The organism is Pseudoalteromonas sp. BSi20311 (genome assembly GCF_000239875.1).
Lineage (GTDB): Bacteria > Pseudomonadota > Gammaproteobacteria > Enterobacterales > Alteromonadaceae > Pseudoalteromonas.
The window spans coordinates 1-17,460 of record NZ_BADU01000158.1; the positions used below are offsets into that span (position 1 = coordinate 1).

The window sequence follows — 17,460 nt, forward strand, 5'->3', positions numbered from 1 at the left end:
CCTTTAGCTTTTTATTTAAAAGCAAAAAAGCTCAGAACGGTTGAAGATATTTTAGAACATGGAAATCGCTACTATTCCCTAAATATTTTTATGGCGCTTCATGGTTTACTTCATTATGGCAGCGTATTTTTATTTGATTGGTATGCAAAACGGTATAATTTATTAAGTGATAGAAACAAGGTACCAGCTCACGTCTCGAGATTATTTAAAGTGTATTTTGTAATTTTTATGCTTTGCGCACTATTAATGTTTTCATCTGTATTATTTGAATAATGGTTTTAGGTGATGGTAAGAGGAATGACGGCTGCTAGCTTACAGAGTAATTCAATATCAAAATTAAAGTACAGTTTAGCTTGTGCTTTAGCTATAGTATCAAGTGTTATTAGCTACTCATCATTAGCATTTACAATGTTAGTTATGCTTTGGCCTTACGATGCTATGAATGAGCTTGGGCCTAGAGTTATCGTTTTTTTTATTGGCATATGTGTGTTTATCTTTCTTGGAGCGCTCATATCTGCAGGTAGAAACTGGGTTATTAAAGTTTACCGCTCAGTTGCTGAGTGCTCTATAGCTGTGCCCCTCATTTATATTTTGGGTTTAATATTTGAGCAAAAAAATGAACGTTCATTTAATGGTTTAGAGCTTTCAGTTTTATTTATAATTTTTAATTCATTGATATTGCTATTTTTTAAGAGTAAGTATTTAAAGGTGAGTGTTAATGTTATTAAAAGGCTTAAAAGACGGCAGAAAAAGCAAATGGAATACTTAAAAAGCTTTAGTCACAAAAACAAATGAGAGTAACTCAAATCAGTATTTGTAACGTGTACGGCGACCGCAATCTATTTTGCTATGTCTTCGGGCTCACACATACGAGACTAACACTTATCAAAGCTACAAAAGCCGTTGCAGCAATGCAACGGCTTTTTTGTGTGTGTTTAAACATTTTAGACGCACAGCTTGCTGGCGCGTGGGCGCAAACTCGATTAGTGTTTTAGGTTTTCACCACCGATAGAGTTAGTGCGTTTCGCACTTCTAGAATTTAGAAACCTTATTCAAGGTTTTGTCGCGCTGGCGACGGCAGCCAAAGAGGGGCTGCCGCTGACCCCTCTCTGGACTCTCCCAGCGCACCCGAGCATCACGCTTAATCCTTCAAATAATTAATTGATGTGAACGTAAACGGCGAAGATAGGCCATCCATGGCCTAGTTTCGCCTTATCGCGCATCCATGCGCGACATTACTCATCAATTGCTTATTTTCAGGGCGTGATGACGGGGGAGGTAAACGCGAGATTGAAGCTTGGCTTTAGCAAGTAGCAAGCTCTAAACCGATAGACCTTAAAATACAGAATTTGTTTATATTACATACTATTTTTAATCTAATTTTAATCTTCCCGCAAAGTCTTTTTTAGATATTTTCAATAACATACCTATCCATAGCCCAATTTATATTTGTGGGGCAGTTAGTTTTATAACGGATTGAGTAAATATCATAGTAATGGTTGCATGCCCTTGCTATCACACTTTTATTACGGTGCTATCAGCTAAGTTTGAGTGTGGCGAGTAATAAAGCAATGCATTGGAATAATGAATTTAAATTTACTGCCTCACATTCATTGTTCAAGTTATACATAAGGAATGAAAATGAAAGCCACCAATACGAAAAAGCTGATTTTTTGCAACAGTACCTATGCTGTTGCTTTGTCTGCAATGGTTTTAACAACAGGTACAGTTTATGCCAAATCTGTCGCTGACAGTGTTATTGCTGAACAACGAGAGATGTTACAAAAAAATACTGAGGGTAAGGGGTTTGGCCCGCAGTCGCCTCGCGATATTGATCAAGACTATGGCACTAATTTACGTAATTTTGCTGAAGCGCCTAATCGCAGTAATCTAAATTTATGTAATATCCATTTCCATAAAAACGCTGAACACAAAGGGGGGGAATTTACCACTTATGCTGGAAATGGTGACGGCAAAGGTACTAATACCGGTTACGTTTATAATGGAAAGTTAACTGCTGCACAGTTAGCACCTGTTAAAGCAAAAATATGCGCTGCCAAGGGCAATTCACTTCAGGTTGGTGACACACTTGAGGTACATTTTGTGTATTCTTCAGCGCAAGTTAAACCTGCACCAACGCTTGGTGCATGCTTAACTGAAAGCACAATGAATCCAAGTCTTAGAGTTGAAGGGCAGGTTATTGTGTTAGCAAACGATAAGTATGCACTGGATTTTGATGATCTCACGGACATTGAGCAAGTTAATGGCTATTACCAAGCGCCAAATATACCTATTAATACGGGAGTAGCAGTTGAGTACTTAGGTTCAACAACCGGACCTGGATACAATAAAAAAGCATCACCATTACAAGTTAGCTGGAGTGTTAGACCCCAAGTTGCTGTTGTTGATATTAACAGTGTGGGTAAATGGTGTGATGATAATGAATTTAATGAAGACCATGCTCATGGTGTACGTAATTTGGTTCAAAATCCTAAATTACTTTCACCAATTGTTAAGTGATCAAGCTATTGCAAAGCACGAGCTAACAATTGTTAGTTCGCGCTACTTTAACCCAATACGGTAACCATTACCGCGTAATGTTTGGATCACTAATAAGGGATCTTTTTCTAACTTTTTTCTTAATCTGCTGACGTAAACATCGATGATATTGGTGTTAGGGTCACTATAGGTTTGCCATACGCGACTTAATATTCGCTCCCTTGAAAGGACTTTATTTTGGTTTTCAGTAAAATATAGTAGTAACTCAAACTCTATTTTAGTCAGTGCTAATTCTTCACCATTGAGTAACGCTATTCGCTCTTGTAATGCTAACTCTAAATTACCAACGCGTATGGTTGGTGGTACTGTTTGTTGGGGGGCATTCATGCGTCGTTTCAACGCTAATACCCGAGCTAATAACTCATCGAAATCAAATGGTTTACACAGATAATCGTCAGCCCCCATTTCAAGGCCTTTGACACGTTCAGGCACTTCATCTAAAGCTGTTAGCATTAATACCATCGGTGGGTTAGGTAATGTTTTTATTGATTCTAGTATCGATAGACTATCGGCAGCACCAAACAGCCTGTCTAGAATCACTATTTGTGGTGCGTTTTTCTTTATTGACGGAAGCACTTCATGAAGTTCATGTAAACTTGTGCATGTGTAGCCTTCAGCCTTAAGGCCTCGTGATAAAAAATTAAGAAGAGGCACTTCATCGTCAGCCAACAGTATATTCATGTTATGTCCTCAATAGGTAAAATGATTGAAAATATCGAGCCTTGCCCTTGAGATGACTCTACCACTATACTGCCGCCGTGAGCCTCGACAATCACTTTTGCGATAGGAAGACCGAGCCCGAGCCCTTCATTATGTTTACTAAATCGGACAAACCGTTCAAATATATTATCAACTTCGGCGGCTGATATGCCTTCGCCATTGTCTTTAATTGCAATTGTCAGTAATGAATCAGACTTTGTTAGCGATACTTCTACTGCTTGATTGGCCTTTGAATATTTGATGGCATTGTCAATCAAGATTGAAAGTACTTGCTGTAATCTTTGTTTATCAATGGTGGCAATCACGTCATTTAAATCAGGCGCTGCTATTAATGTGATCGCACGGTTAACCTCAAGCTTTTTCCATTTTGCGACTTCTGACTGAAGTAATGGCATTATCTGCACGGGCGCCACTTCTAAATTCAGCTGATTCATCTCGGCACGAGTGAGTAGCAATAAATCATCCACTAAGCGGCTTAAATTTACAGCTTGCTCAAGTATGGAACTTAAAGTTTGATTATAGTCATCTTCAGAAACAGAGTGCATTCTTAGGGTGACTTGTGCCTCGCCACGAATAATTGTTAATGGGGTTCGTAACTCATGTGAAACGTCAGCGATAAATTGCCGGCGGCGTGAATCAATTTTGGTGAGTTGTAAATTTGCTTCAGTGAGTTCACTGGTGCGCTGCTTTACTTCTAATTCTAACTGTTTTCGTGACTTCGCCGCATTTTCTTCATGAGCTTGAAGCCTTAAAGCGAGTTGGTTGATTGATGTTGCAAGCTCTTCAAATTCATCATCTAGCGTAACCGATATGGGTTTTTGATAATGACCAAGAGCAATAGAATTGGTTGCATTTGCAATCAGTATAAGGGGTTGATACAGCTGATTAAAAAGCCAGTAACAGCCATACAGTATCAGTGGTATGGATAATGCTCCTAAGCCTAATGCAAACCATAAAATAGTGGTGTTGAGAGCATCAATTCGAGCGTTAATTGCAGCTACAACATGAGTTTGTCTGGAAACAGCAGAATTAATGGCTTCTCTAAATTGGTCATCAATAGTTACTTCTAGCAGTCGGCGAAGCTGTGCTTGTTGACTAAGCGGAGCTTTATTGTCGCTAACTACTACGGCCCTAAACTCAACGGTTATTTCATCGATCAGTCTTACCAGTTCATCGGTATCTTCTACGCTTCCTTTTGTAAAAGATAGGCCAAGCGCATCACGTTGTTCCTGCTCTAGTTTTCGTATTTGACTGATAGACTGCTGAATTAAGTTTTGTTTTTTTCGAACATAAGCTTGGTTAGCATTTCGTCCAAAAATAATTTCATCTGTGAGTTGTTTAAACAGTCGATATGAAATACTCGATAACTTTTCGTGTTCTACCAGTAACGACTGTGCAATGTTACTTTGGTGTAAGTTTTCACGCGTCAAGTGTGCAGAAATAGCAGTGCTTAACAATGCTAAAAATAAAATAAACGCGGTGGTTAGGCCAAAATAAAATAATTTACGCTTGTACATGCTGATTGACTGGTTTGAAAAAATCTTAACTAGGTTACATGCAGGGCTTAGCCATAGCAATAGCGCAACTCAGTTGTGAGCTCAGGCCTTGAGTTTTGACTTTCCCTTTTGAAAAGCCAAATAAGTGAGCTCTACTGACTCATTTCTGTTTACTCTTCTTTTAGCTAGAGCTCTCGTTATAAAATCTATGAGTGACCCTACTTCTCTAGCGGAAAACCCACTTAAATCGATTCTGATTTTACTGTAGGGTTACATAATTAAAGCCAAAAGGAAGACCCGCTGTATTTTATTAAAAGGTGTAGCTCAGTCTCTGCACTTAACTATTTACTCTTCAGCGCTAAATACTATATCGCCTTGCAATACAGTCATTAAGAGTTTCGTCTTTGCTATATCATCGGGAGACAAACGTGTAATATTTTTCTCTAAAATAGCAAAATCTGCTGATTTTCCTACGTTAATAGAGCCTGTAATGTCTTCTATTCCAAGACTCACTGCAGCGTTGATGGTATATGCATCAATAGCAGCTTTTATATTAGGAAGTCCCGTATTCCCCATTCTTAAACTATTCGCGATACCAACAAGCGGATTTAACTCATGAACATTCCAGTCACTGCTTAGTGTTAAATTCGCCCCAGTATTAAAGATAGCTCTAAGGTTCATCAATGAGTTGGCTCTTTTTGCACCTAAAAAGATTTTAGCCCATGAATGATCATGAGTAACAACGTACTCAGAACCGACTTGAAAATCAGCGGTTACATTCAACTTAGCAAAGCGATTGACATCCTCTGGGTCTACAAGCTCAACATGGGTAAGAGTGTACGGCTTGGTTGAACCGTTACCGCGCGCATGTTCAACTGCGTTAAGCGACTCACGAACAGCCCCGTCTCCAATCGCATGAATATGTGCGCTATAACCGATTTTATCCAGTGCATCTAACCAAGTTTTTATTTGGCTAGGTGAAATATAATTAATACCGTAAGGTTCATCTGGTATGTAAGTATCTAAATACGGTGCTAACGTTTTCGCTGTGCCATTGATCGTAATACCATCGCTATATATTTTTACTTGATCAACTAATAGCAGGCTAGATGTATCACTTGATTGAATTTTTTTCAGAAAGGCTAACTGAGGTCCCATCGAATCGGCAGGATAAATCCATGGGCGCATTGATACTCGGGCAGTTAAGTTGTCGTCTTTTTCTGCTTGCTTCCATACTTCATACCAGCCGCGTTTCCAATAGAGCCGTCCGTCACCAATAGTCGTAATGCCATATGATGCTGATTCTTCAAGACCTGCTATTAAGCCGTCATAGCTTTGCTCAAATTGATCCTCTAGACTGTTCCAGGCCATCTCCATCACGATATCGCCAGCATTATCAAATAAGATGCCGTTAAGTTCACCGTTGTCTGGATCTTTAAGAATCTTTCCGCCTTGTGGCTCAGGTGAATTTTTAGTGATACCTGCAAGTTCTAGTGCTGCAGAGTTGACCCACATTGAATGTGAAGTTTGCTCCATTATCACAACAGGACGAACAGGAAAAATACGGTCGATCACCTCCAAAGGTGTTTGAGTATTATATTCATTGATAATGGCATCTAACGAAAAACCATATCCCATCAGCCACCCTTTGGACTTGCTATTTTTACTGCAAGCTTTTAAGTAAGGAATTTGGCCTTCAAGTGTAGCACTCATACTGAGCTCACAGTTACCACCCGCTTCAGAAGCAGCTTCAAATACATGGTTATGGTTATCAATAAAACCGGGCATTACATACGCATGTTCGAGATCGATAACTTCAGTTTTTTGATTACTATATTTTTTAGCATCAGATTCTTTACCTACGAACAAGATATTTCCATCATAAATTGCAATTGCATTAGCGTTTTCATGACCGTGAATTTTTGCGTTTGTTAAGATCATATCGGCTTTTTCAACAGCCATTCCATTCGAGCTTATAATTAAACTCGCTATCAGTGTTAAAAAGGGAATTCGGCTCATCATTTATTCCTTTCGTATCCCACAGTTATCGTGAATATAGTGAGTGATTTGTTTTGCGTTAGATAAAAACTAGAGAAACAAAGTAACAAAAGCAAAATAGTAAGTATAAGAAAACAAGATAGAGACTAGGGCCAGTTGTCTTTAGAGGTTAAATCTTCAGCGGTGTGTTTGTTTTTCTAGGCAATTCTAAGCCAGTGGTGCGAGGCTATTCCTCATAAATATCTGATAACGCGCATAAATACCAAACACGCGCTGCCCAAAGGGTGTTACCCGGGGGCGATTTACTCTTTGTTGCCTACATGAATGGTGGTAAGGGGCGTGAGCAGGACGCGGAAGCTTTGCGATTTTTACTTAGCCCACTAGGTTACAAACCTCGTGCCGCGGTTAAATTGTCCCTAGTTTGAACAAATATTAATCCGCAAAGGCCAACAGACCCTAATCTAAAACGTTTATTAGCTTTTAATCTGCGTGATCATCTTTCCCTAGCAAACCCTCAATGTAGGCGAGCTCTTCGCTAAAAACGCCACAAAAAAATGCACTTTGTTCAACGCTTACTGCTTCATCAGATTGGGCTTTGTAGCTTTGCTGGCATCTGACAAGTTCACAGGTTAACCATTGGCATACATTATTTGCTGCGCTTATGGCTGCTTTTAAAAAAGAGGGCCATTTTATTTTTTGTAAATTAAAGCGATAGAGCATTACGGCGATATCGCTATAGGCTTTGTGCTCAAGTGATGGTGGGTTATCACTCTTTAAATTAGCACTGTTTAACAGTTTACTGTTGAATAGTGCTTGTTGCAGTGCGACTTGCTGTGAATTGCTTAATAAAGTCGTTGTCATAATACGTGATTAGCCTTGGTTACAATGAAAAATAGCATTTAGTATTAAAGGTTAAGCAAGACGTTTTATGACTCATGCAGCACCAAAAAATGCAGCAACAGTGATAACAAAATTGGCCTGACTCTTTACTGAATTAATAAAATACAATTGTAATTGATTGGATAGTTTTGAAGAATAAAGTTAAAGATACTGTTCTTCTCTAAAATGAATTTTATTCAAAACTGCGTTATTATTTTATTACTTTGAGCAACTGCTAGGATCACCTTGAATTACTTAGCCCATCTTTATTTAGCACAGCCTACGGCTGATTCTCACTTTGGGAATTTGTTGGGAGATTTTGGTGGTCAAAGGCAGTTAACACATATACCGGTAACTGTTAAAAGTGCGCTAGATAATCATTATTTAGTGGATAAATTTACAGACGCACATCCTTTAGTTAAAGAAGCAAAACAGCTTTTTTCACCTAAGCGCAGGCGCTTTGCAGGCGTGGCTGTTGATGTGGTGTTTGATCATTTTCTTATTCAGCATTGGCGGCAGTTTAATAACCAATCATTAATTGATTTTAAGCACACCAGTTATGGGCTTTTGGATAAGCGTATACCGGTAATGCCTACACGAATGCAACGTGTGGTAACTAGTATGACGCAAAACGATTGGTTTAAAGAGTACGAAAGCGTTGATGGAGTGGGGCTGGCGCTTGATAATATTGCTAAACGAATTCGCTTTACTAATACTTTTTCTGGCGCTGCTGAAGATATATCTCGCCATTACAATGAGCTAGATGGGCTTTTTTTGGCGTTTTTCCCAGAGCTAATTAAGCACGTTAATGAGTTTAATTTGGAAAGCACACCAAAGTAGAGTGCGCTTTCACTATAAGTGGTTTAGTCGTCCGGCCCTTTTAAGGTAAACACTAAATGTTTACGCATATCTTTTAAAATTACGCCTTTTTTAAGCATGGCAGCGCTTAAACGCTTTTGCCATTTTAATAAATCAGGCTCTGCAGCAGTCAATGCTTGTTGGTTTTCAAACTGAAAACACATCAGTAAAGAGCCTGGAAATAAATGATATTCCACATCAAACCAGCATTGCAGCATGCCTGGGATTTCAGCCCGGCCTTGCGCTTCTATTTTATCAGCAACATTGAGGACAAGTGCTTGTTGTTTTACTTGCACAGCAGATAGTTTTTTCATGGGAGGTGATCCAATTTAGAGGCTAATAAACACAGCCGAGATAGATCATTATACCTAAGCTTGTAGGCAGCTAACAACGTTAACCTAGGTGTTAACTACATAGAGAGTGAATTAATAATTAGTCATTAATTTTTTTTGAGTGTATTTTCTCATGTGGATTCAATCTGCTTTGATAAAAACAAGTTAGTGACATCAGCAACTTTGATTAACGACTCTTTATCAGTATGGCTCCAAGTGATCTTTGAGCCTACACTTTCACAACAAATAACACCTAACGGTTTGTTATCAAGTATATAAATGTAATCAAGTAAAGAGTATATATCGAGTGGCTCAAAGTAAGAGCTAGTGAACTGCTTAGTTACGTCGTTGTTTCTAGCATCGGAGGCGTCGAGTACTTGGTTGGTTAAAATATAATTGAAATAAGCAGGTGAGTCTTCTGCAGTTAAAACAGTGCCATTGGACACGTCATTATTTTCATCAAGGCAAATTAGGCAATTTAATGCACTGTATTCTTTATTAAATAGCCACAGGCTGACTCGATTTGCACCGGGAATGAGTGCTTTTAACTCTTTGCATATTTGGTTTAGCTTCCTGTTACTAGAAATATTAGGATCGCTAATTTTTACTGCTAAGTTCTTTAGGTTAAGGTTTCTAGGGTTATAAACATTGAGTAAGCTATTGAGCCTAGCTTTATCAAACGGTTTAGTTAAGTAGCCATCCATACCAATATCTAAATAATGCTCAATGTCTTGTTTTAAGGTATTTGCTGTCATAGCTATAATTGGAACGGTTTTACCTGTAGGAAGCAATCTAATAGCCTGAGTAGCTTTTATCCCATCCATTTCAGGCATTTGTATATCCATGAAAATTAAGTCTACAGGGTGCTCTTTAAAGTATTGGACACACTCTTTACCGTTCTCTGCAATAATTAAATTAGCATTATGGGCTTTGAGTATTTTAACAATAATAAGCTGATTTATTTTGTTATCTTCGGCAATTAAAACAGTACTGCCTTGAAGGTTTGTTATATCAGTGCTCTGCTTCGAGGTTGATGGCAACAAAGCAATCTCAAAGCTTTGCTCATAGGTAAACGTGGAGCCATTATTTATTTTGCTGGTAAAGCTAAGCTGCCCCTGCATTAACTCACTTAAACGAGCGCAAATTGATAAGCCTAAACCTGTACCCCCATATTCTCTTGAAGTTGATGAATCTGCCTGGTGAAATTCTTTAAATAAATGCTCTTGAACAGTCTCATTAATCCCAAGCCCTGTATCAATAACTTCAAAGGTGAGTACTTGTGTTTGCAATGTAGTGCTTTTAACACTTACCTTCAGCTCTACTTGGCCAAAGTTGGTAAATTTAATCGCATTTGAGCACAAGTTATTTAAAATTTGCGAAATCCGAAGAGGATCGCCTTTTAAATTGTCTGCTATTTTAGGATCTACCGATGTAATAAGCTTTATACCTTTAGCAGACGCTTGCTGTAGCTGAGGTTTTATTACATCGCTAATAACGTCATTAAGGTTGAAGTGGATATGTTCAATTTCTAACTTGCCAGCCTCAATCTTAGAAAAGTCTAAAATGTCATTTACAATATTTGATAAGTAATGAGCTGACTTTAAAATACTTTTTAAGGTGCTGTCTTTTTCCTCTGTTGTGGTTTCGGTCATACCAAATTCAGCTAAATTTAAAATCCCATGCAATGGGGTTCTTAGCTCATGAGTCATATTTGCCAAAAATTTACTCTTTGTGTTATTGGCCGTATCTGCTTCTTCTTTTAACTTTTCTAGCTCTTTATTGTGTTTTTTTTGTTTTTCTAATGCCATCACTAACTTTTTATTATTAAGCCTAAGCTCTAATTGCGCAATGACCTCTTTGCTCAAAACAGTAAGAGCATTTATTTGTTTGCTGGAAAGCTTTTTTGGTTTATCGCTAATAACACATAACGTACCTATAGCATTGCCTCTAGGTGTAATGAGAGGTGCACCTGCATAAAAACGAATATTTGGGTCGTTTGTAACCAAAGGGTTATCGTGAAAGCGGGTGTCAGTAAGTGCATTTTGAACTTCGAATACTTGGTTTTCTAGAATTGCGTGAGAACAAAACGAGATATCTCGTGCGGTTTCGGCTACATCAATACCATGCTTTGACTTAAACCATTGCCTGTCAGGATCAACAAGACTTATTAGTGAGATTGGCGTTTCACAAATATCAGATGCAAGCTGGGTTAAATCGTCAAAGGATTTTTCAGCTTCAGTGTCTAAAACGTCATACTCATATAAATCTTTTAGCCGTGATAGTTCATCTTTAGGTGTTGACGCTTTTATCATTATGTAACCTTGTTTTTGATGTACTTAACAATGAGTAATTGAATAAAAATAATAATGCTCGAGCTAGCGTAAAATTCAATTAAATTATCATGCTCAAGTAGTTAGCTTATATGACTAGTTAAGTTTTTACTAATTGATTTAAAACTGTTCAATCAACAATTCTATTACGGCCTTTAGTTTTTGCCTCGTATAAATAGTCATCAACGTATTTTAAGCTGTTTTGTAAGCTGATAGAGCCATCATGAGTAAGCAGCCCAATACTTACTGTAAAGCTAATGTTTTTATCGCGATAGAAAACTTTATGTTGATTAATCGTGTTTTTAATTCGCTCTGCGGCTTGCTTGGCTTCGGTTTTGTTTGTGTTGGGCATAATAATTAAAAACTCTTCGCCGCCCAGACGAAATACAAGGTCATGTTTCCTGGTTAAAGAGCGTAATGTATTAGTTAGCTCTTTTAAGCTTAAATCTCCAGCCTCATGACCATAGTTATCGTTTATGGCTTTAAAGTGGTCTATGTCGAGCATTAATAATGAAATATAGGTGTTTTTATTTTGTGTTTTTAATAGTTCATCGCTGAGTGATCTGTATAAAGTTCGTCTATTTAAACAGCCTGTAAGTGGGTCTATATTTGCTTGTTTTTCTAGCTCTTTATTAAGTGAAGAGAGTTCTTGAGTACGCGCCTGAATACGTTGCTCTAAACTGGTGTTAAGCGCGATCAGTTTATGCTCAATGTTTATTTCTTTGGTTACGTCGTTTTGAACAGCAAAATAATAAGCTACTTTGCCGTCTCTAAAAATGGGTGATATGGCCAGTTCATTCCAATAGGGGTCCCCACTTTGTGTATAGTTTAAAATTCGGGTGGTAATAGGGATGCCTTTTTTAAGATGAATTTTAAGTTGCTCTATTGTGTTGGCGTCAGTTTTTTCACCTTGTAAAATAGCACCTAGTTTTTTACCTTCCACTTGATTGAGTGTATAGCCTGTTATTCTTTCAAATGAGCCATTTACCCAAATAACGCGCTTGTCTTTATCGGCAATCACCATCCCAACCGTAGTTTCTTTGAGTGCGGTAACTAAAAAGTCCCGCTCTAGAGCGATTTTTTCACTCCCCGATATATCTTGAAAAATGCCATATAACTTAGTGATTGCACCGTTTTTATTTCTTGATACATTGCCGCTTGATATAACAATGCGCTCTTGTTGATCGTTACCTAAAACACGCAACTTTATACAGCTCCACCCTTGCCCGCTCGCAAGAGCTTGCTCGACCGCATGGGCTATTTTGGGTTTATCGTCTTCATGATAAAAATTTATTGCTGTGTCTAGTTCAGGGGAATAGTTACTGGGTGAAACACCATGAATGGTGTAAATTTCATCGGTCCAAAATAATTGGCTTGTGTTACAGTCGAGTTGCCAATAACCCACTTTTAAAACTTCGCCGGCATTTTCTATGATGGTTTGTAATTCGTTATTGCTAATAACAGACGACACTTGGGCAAAGTGCTGGTTAAAAATTAAAACCATATATTGGCGCTGGTTTTGCTGCACGCTATGCAAGCAACAATTTAGTTTAATGGAGTAATCGGTTGCTAATGTTAGTTCAATATCAAATTGGTCTAACTCATTATGTTGCGATTTTAGTGCGAGAATTTGTTGTTGTAATAGAGCTTTGCTTTCAGTAGTACAACAGCCATAAAAGCTTTTAATGGTTGGTATGTTTTTAGCTGCAATATTGAGCTCTGACCACCTAGAAGAAAGGTAACTAAGCTGATCGTTATTATCAAATACCATTAAAAGAAAATTGCACTTTTCTAGCAGCACAATATTTATGTCTTTAATATCCATAAGCTCCCTGTATATGAAAAGTATTACAACACCTGGATTAAGTATAGGCACACCTATCAGGTTTAGCTGCATGAAAAAACTAATTTCATTTTGGGTTTGAGTTTAAAAAGTTTTTGACCTTACGTTGCTATCATTGTTATTGAACAGTGATATTTGCTTTTTGCTTTTGGTTGCTTTTTAAACCAATTGTTTGGCTTTTTTTAATAGTTTGCGTTTTTTGCAATTAAAAATGGTTCTTTTGTATTGTTTTCAACTTATTTGATAAGAAAGAAGGCTATTTTTTGATAACATTCGTATAAGTGCCTATCACTTTTAATTGAGCCTATTTATGTTGAACTTCTTTTCGTCATTGTCCATTCGGGCAAGACTCTCTATTGGTTTTGGAATTGTACTAGCGTTGTTAGTTCTTCTGACTGCGCAAGGTATTAATCGTGTGAACTATATCGATAGAACCCTAGCAAAAATCACTGATGTAAACTCAGTAAAGCAACGCTACGCTATTAACTTTAGAGGCAGTGTGCATGACCGTGCTATTGCCATTAGAGATATAGCTATTGCAAATAATGACGCAAGGGTTAGAGAATATGAAAAGGAAATCAAAAGATTAGAAGGATTTTATGCTGAATCTGAAACTCAGATGAGGCAAATGATAAATAACGACACGATATTTACAGCAAAAGAGCGTGATATTTTACGCCGTATTGAGGCTATTCAGGCAAAAACGTTGCCTATTGTGGAGACAATTATTGCAATGAAAAAGGCTGGTCAGCCGGTTGATGAAAAGGTGCTTGATGAAGCTCGACCTGCTTTTATTAATTGGCTTAATACTATCAATCAGTTTATTGATTTTCAGGAAGATCAAAACCAAATAGCGACACCTCAAGCAAGAGACGTTGCCGGAACATTTGAAAACTTTATGCTGATACTGAGCGCTATCGCGATCAGTTTCTCTGTTGCTGTGGGTATACTTATTGATAAAAGCCTCAGAGCGACCCTAGGCGGTGAGCCTAATGAAGCACAGCAAGTTATAGCTGTATTGGCAGACGGTGATTTAACCAAGAGTTTAAAAACACCTCACACAGGCAGTATTCTTGATTCGTTAGATACCATGAGCACAAAGTTGACCAGTATCGCAAAGAATATTATTTATGCGTCTAACAAACTACAAGACAAAGTAGAAGAAGTGTCTGATGGTTCTACTTTGGTACTAAATGGTGCGCAGCAACAAGCTCAATTAACTACTCAAACAGCCTCACAATTAAGCAGTATGAGCGCTAGCATTGATAAAGTGGCTGATATTGCAGCACAAACAGAGACTAATTCAGAGCAAACCGCTAACTATGCAATGGAAGGTCGTAAAGTGGTGAATGCCGCCGCTACCGAAATGGAACGCATAGCGACCACCGTTGATGAAACGGTAGAGCAAATAAGGTTATTAGCTGAAAATACAAAACAAATAGGCGGCATTGCGAGTGTGATCAGTGGTATTTCTGAGCAGACTAATTTGCTGGCTCTTAATGCCGCAATAGAAGCTGCAAGAGCGGGTGAGTCGGGACGCGGTTTTGCCGTTGTTGCAGACGAAGTACGCCAGTTAGCACAACGTACCGGTGAAGCTACCTCACAAATTGAGATTATGATTAACGATGTGCAAACTCAAACGGCAGCATCTGTAAGTGCTATGGAGACAACGCAGCCACAGGTTGAAAACGGCAAAGCAAAAATTATGCAGGCAACAGATTTACTCAAACACATTGAGGAACAAGCAATGGACTCGTTGAACTTGGTGAAGCATGTGTCGAGCGCGGCATCCGAACAAGTTCAAGTGGTAACTGAATTTAGTGCTGCAATGGAGCAGGTTGCGGTAATGTCTGAAGAAACCATTGAATCGATGAATAAAAATGACACGGCAACTAAAGTACTTACTGATTTGTCTGGTTCGCTTAAAAAAGAAATTGCCTTCTTTAAAGTTTAACTTTAGGCCCAGGAAACGATGTAAGGTTTATTTTTAATTGCGATGTTTAAAAGCAGCACGACCAATTAGGCGTGCTGCTTTTTTGTTTTAATAGTCTGACTTTCAGCCGTTTTTTGTAATAAAAGTATGATAGTGGTTTGTTTTTATAACTTTCCTGATAAGGTATTAGTGATATAACAATATTTTAACGTTGTTTCGTTGTTATTAACGAATGACGATTCATTGGAGAGTTTAATGAGCATATTTCGATTGAGTGTGGTTACCTCGTTTTTTTTCGCAGTCAACATCGTTGCTACTAATGCACATGCGGATACTAAAGTGATTCATGCAGGAGAGTTGCTAGCTATTCCCGGAGAAAAACCACAACAAAAACAAACCGTAGTAATAGAGAATGGCAAAATAGTTTCGGTATCAGCGGGTTTTTTACCTATCAACCGTTTTGGTGAAAATGCTCAGCTAATCGATTTATCGACCAGCTTTGTTATGCCAGGACTCATGGATATGCATGTGCATTTACAAGGTGAGCTTGGGCCAGATAACAAAAAAGAGCTGGTGGAAATGTCTGATGCAGATGTAGCAATGCGCAGTGTGCATTTTGCTAACAAAACCCTTCTGGCGGGTTTTACTACAGTGCGTGATGTAGGCAGTCAAAGTGAGCAAATGTATGCACTAAGAAATGGGGTGGCCAAAGGATGGATAAGTGGCCCTCGAATTATTGCTGGTGCTGGCGTTACTATTACCGGCGGGCACTTAGATGTTGATGGTATGAGCCCAGACCTACTCACGATGAAAACACCGCCCACAGTGTGTGATGGTGCAATAGAGTGTCGCAAAAAAACTCGCTACGCAATCAAGTATGGAGCTGATTTAATTAAAGTCGCATCTACTGGTGGGGTGCTTTCGGATACGACTACCGGTACAGGTCAGCAAATGCAAGACGATGAGCTCAAAGCAGTTGTTGATACCGCACATGGTTTAGGGCGGAAAGTAGCTAGTCATGCCCATGCTGCCCAAGGTATTAACGCAGCATTACGTGCGGGCGTTGATAGTATAGAGCACGGTAGTTACACCGACGATGAAGGTATTAAACTATTTAAAGAGACAGGTGCTTACCTTGTGCCTACGTTACTTGCTGGCGATACGGTGGTTAACTTAGCCAATAACTCTGATTTTATGTCTGAAGCCATTAAAAGCAAAGCAATCAAGGTTGGTGGCGATATGCTAAATAATTTTACTAAGGCTTATAAGGCGGGGGTTAACATTGCATTTGGTACCGACAGTGGCGTATCTAAGCACGGCATTAACGCACAAGAAGCGGTATTAATGTACCAAGCGGGTATGACTCCTGCTGATATCTTAAAGTCGGCAACGGTTAACGCGGCTGATTTAATTGATATGAATCATAGCTTAGGCACTATAGAAGCTGGTAAGTTTGCTGATATTATTGCCTTAGACACCAGCCCATTAAGTGATATAAGTGCTTTATTGGATGTTGATTTTGTTATGAAAGAAGGCACGGTTTTTAAACAACAATAAATCATTCGATTTATTTTATTAATAATGACGTAATAGCGCTGGTAAGTCGTATAGAACATTTATAAACGACTGCCAGCGTTTTCAGTTATATCGCTTTTAAGGTTATAAAAGGAAGTACTTTATTTTGAAAAACTTAGTAGTTTTATTTTTTCTGTATGGCCTTTTTTGGTCAACGCCACCGCGCAGCAGGTTAAATTTCCTGATGTAGATAATAATGTTGCATACGCAAGTGTGGCTTCGCTTGGGTATAACTCAGCTGATGAAAAAGTAGCCTACGGCAGTGATGAGTCACAGTACGCATTACTTTGGCGTGCAAAGCAAACACTGGTGCAAACGCCATTAGTTATTTTACTCCATGGTGGTTGTTGGTTGAGTGAGTACGATATTAAACACACGTATGCGTTAAGTACGGGGCTTGCACAAGCTGGCTTTAATGTATGGTCTTTAGAGTATAGAAGAAGCGGTGCAAGCGGTGGTGGCTGGCCTGCAACGTTTAATGATGTTAAAGCCGGTATTTTAGCGGCAAGTACTTACAATAATGGCGAGTTTAAATTAGCGGGATCAGTTGCGGTAGGGCATTCGGCAGGTGGGCATTTAGCATTGCTTGCTGGTGGTGAAATAAGCCAGCTTAAAGGGGTTATTGGCTTGGCCCCTATTACTGATATAAAAGCGTATGCGCGTGGTGATAATAGTTGTCAAAAAGTGACTCAAGATTTTATGCAAGGTATGCCAACCGATAAACCTAAGGCATACACGCAAGCTAACCCGAGTGAGCAATCGCTTCATCCGCAAAGCATTATTTTACAAGGTGGCCAAGATGCCATCGTGCCTGCTTTTAATTTAGAACAGCTTAAACGTCCAGTTGTTATGTTAGAAGGCGTGGGGCATTTTGATTGGATCCATCCGGGATCAGCTGCATTTAATACACTAATACAAAATTTGAATGAGATGTAAC

General features: G+C 38.7%; 14 protein-coding genes. 7 read left to right on the forward strand and 7 right to left on the reverse strand.

Annotated features, from left to right (window positions below):
- The 3 genes from P20311_RS19370 to P20311_RS16710 all read left to right on the forward strand — a co-directional run.
- The coding region (locus P20311_RS19370; RefSeq protein ID WP_036985281.1) for a hypothetical protein at positions 1-273 on the forward strand (273 nt) is incomplete at its 5' end.
- A gap of 24 nt (positions 274-297) precedes the next feature.
- Positions 298-795 carry a hypothetical protein gene (locus P20311_RS16700; RefSeq protein ID WP_008115091.1) on the forward strand — a complete coding sequence of 166 codons (498 nt, stop codon included), beginning with the start codon at positions 298-300 and terminating at the stop codon, positions 793-795.
- 846 nt (positions 796-1,641) lie between these two features.
- Positions 1,642-2,520: a delta-class carbonic anhydrase gene (locus P20311_RS16710; protein WP_008115093.1), complete on the forward strand. Its 879-nt coding sequence runs from the start codon at positions 1,642-1,644 to the stop codon at positions 2,518-2,520.
- 42 nt (positions 2,521-2,562) lie between these two features.
- Here P20311_RS16710 and P20311_RS16715 read toward each other — a convergent pair whose 3' ends face one another.
- From P20311_RS16715 to P20311_RS16730, 4 genes are all read right to left on the reverse strand, one after another.
- Complete coding sequence (locus P20311_RS16715; protein ID WP_008115095.1) at positions 2,563-3,240, reverse strand: response regulator transcription factor; 678 nt, start codon at positions 3,238-3,240, stop codon at positions 2,563-2,565.
- Positions 3,237-4,796: a sensor histidine kinase gene (locus P20311_RS16720; protein WP_008115097.1), complete on the reverse strand. Its 1,560-nt coding sequence runs from the start codon at positions 4,794-4,796 to the stop codon at positions 3,237-3,239. Before P20311_RS16720 ends, P20311_RS16715 begins: the two co-directional genes overlap by 4 nt.
- 324 nt (positions 4,797-5,120) lie before the next feature.
- Positions 5,121-6,797: an amidohydrolase gene (locus P20311_RS16725; RefSeq protein WP_238529460.1), complete on the reverse strand. Its 1,677-nt coding sequence runs from the start codon at positions 6,795-6,797 to the stop codon at positions 5,121-5,123.
- A gap of 456 nt (positions 6,798-7,253) precedes the next feature.
- The gene (locus P20311_RS16730; RefSeq protein WP_008115101.1) at positions 7,254-7,634 is read right to left on the reverse strand and encodes a hypothetical protein; all 381 of its coding nucleotides are present in this window, start codon (positions 7,632-7,634) and stop codon (positions 7,254-7,256) included.
- Between the two features lie 264 nt (positions 7,635-7,898).
- On the opposite strand from P20311_RS16730, the gene P20311_RS16735 reads away from it, so the two are divergent.
- Positions 7,899-8,492: an ACP phosphodiesterase gene (locus P20311_RS16735; RefSeq protein ID WP_008115103.1), complete on the forward strand. Its 594-nt coding sequence runs from the start codon at positions 7,899-7,901 to the stop codon at positions 8,490-8,492.
- 23 nt (positions 8,493-8,515) lie between these two features.
- On the opposite strand, the gene P20311_RS16740 is transcribed toward P20311_RS16735, so the two are convergent.
- The 3 genes from P20311_RS16740 to P20311_RS16750 all read right to left on the reverse strand — a co-directional run bounded on the left by P20311_RS16740 (position 8,516) and on the right by P20311_RS16750 (position 12,997).
- Positions 8,516-8,824 carry a hypothetical protein gene (locus P20311_RS16740; RefSeq protein ID WP_008115106.1) on the reverse strand — a complete coding sequence of 103 codons (309 nt, stop codon included), beginning with the start codon at positions 8,822-8,824 and terminating at the stop codon, positions 8,516-8,518.
- A gap of 149 nt (positions 8,825-8,973) precedes the next feature.
- Positions 8,974-11,154, reverse strand: coding sequence for a response regulator (locus P20311_RS16745; RefSeq protein WP_008115107.1), 2,181 nt, complete (start codon positions 11,152-11,154; stop codon positions 8,974-8,976).
- A gap of 148 nt (positions 11,155-11,302) precedes the next feature.
- Positions 11,303-12,997, reverse strand: coding sequence for a sensor domain-containing diguanylate cyclase (locus P20311_RS16750; RefSeq protein WP_008115108.1), 1,695 nt, complete (start codon positions 12,995-12,997; stop codon positions 11,303-11,305).
- A gap of 328 nt (positions 12,998-13,325) precedes the next feature.
- Here P20311_RS16750 and P20311_RS16755 point away from each other — a divergent pair, with 328 nt between their 5' ends.
- From P20311_RS16755 to P20311_RS16765, 3 genes are all read left to right on the forward strand, one after another.
- On the forward strand, positions 13,326-14,969 hold the full coding sequence (locus P20311_RS16755; protein WP_083830252.1) for a methyl-accepting chemotaxis protein: 1,644 nt from the start codon (positions 13,326-13,328) through the stop codon (positions 14,967-14,969).
- 234 nt (positions 14,970-15,203) lie between these two features.
- Complete coding sequence (locus tag P20311_RS16760; protein ID WP_008115110.1) at positions 15,204-16,505, forward strand: amidohydrolase family protein; 1,302 nt, start codon at positions 15,204-15,206, stop codon at positions 16,503-16,505.
- A 165-nt stretch (positions 16,506-16,670) separates the two neighbouring features.
- On the forward strand, positions 16,671-17,459 hold the full coding sequence (locus P20311_RS16765; protein WP_008115111.1) for a S9 family peptidase: 789 nt from the start codon (positions 16,671-16,673) through the stop codon (positions 17,457-17,459).
- Position 17,460: the final 1 nt, after the last annotated feature.

Coding starts and splice junctions, on each gene's coding strand:
- P20311_RS16725 (WP_238529460.1), bottom strand. CDS start 6,797: ATGATGAGCCGAATTCCCTTTTTAACACTGATAGCGAGTTTAATTATA.
- P20311_RS16710 (WP_008115093.1), top strand. CDS start 1,642: ATGAAAGCCACCAATACGAAAAAGCTGATTTTTTGCAACAGTACCTAT.
- P20311_RS16715 (WP_008115095.1), bottom strand. CDS start 3,240: ATGAATATACTGTTGGCTGACGATGAAGTGCCTCTTCTTAATTTTTTA.
- P20311_RS16720 (WP_008115097.1), bottom strand. CDS start 4,796: ATGTACAAGCGTAAATTATTTTATTTTGGCCTAACCACCGCGTTTATT.
- P20311_RS16740 (WP_008115106.1), bottom strand. CDS start 8,824: ATGAAAAAACTATCTGCTGTGCAAGTAAAACAACAAGCACTTGTCCTC.
- P20311_RS16760 (WP_008115110.1), top strand. CDS start 15,204: ATGAGCATATTTCGATTGAGTGTGGTTACCTCGTTTTTTTTCGCAGTC.
- P20311_RS16700 (WP_008115091.1), top strand. CDS start 298: ATGACGGCTGCTAGCTTACAGAGTAATTCAATATCAAAATTAAAGTAC.
- P20311_RS16755 (WP_083830252.1), top strand. CDS start 13,326: ATGTTGAACTTCTTTTCGTCATTGTCCATTCGGGCAAGACTCTCTATT.
- P20311_RS16750 (WP_008115108.1), bottom strand. CDS start 12,997: ATGGATATTAAAGACATAAATATTGTGCTGCTAGAAAAGTGCAATTTT.
- P20311_RS16730 (WP_008115101.1), bottom strand. CDS start 7,634: ATGACAACGACTTTATTAAGCAATTCACAGCAAGTCGCACTGCAACAA.
- P20311_RS16745 (WP_008115107.1), bottom strand. CDS start 11,154: ATGATAAAAGCGTCAACACCTAAAGATGAACTATCACGGCTAAAAGAT.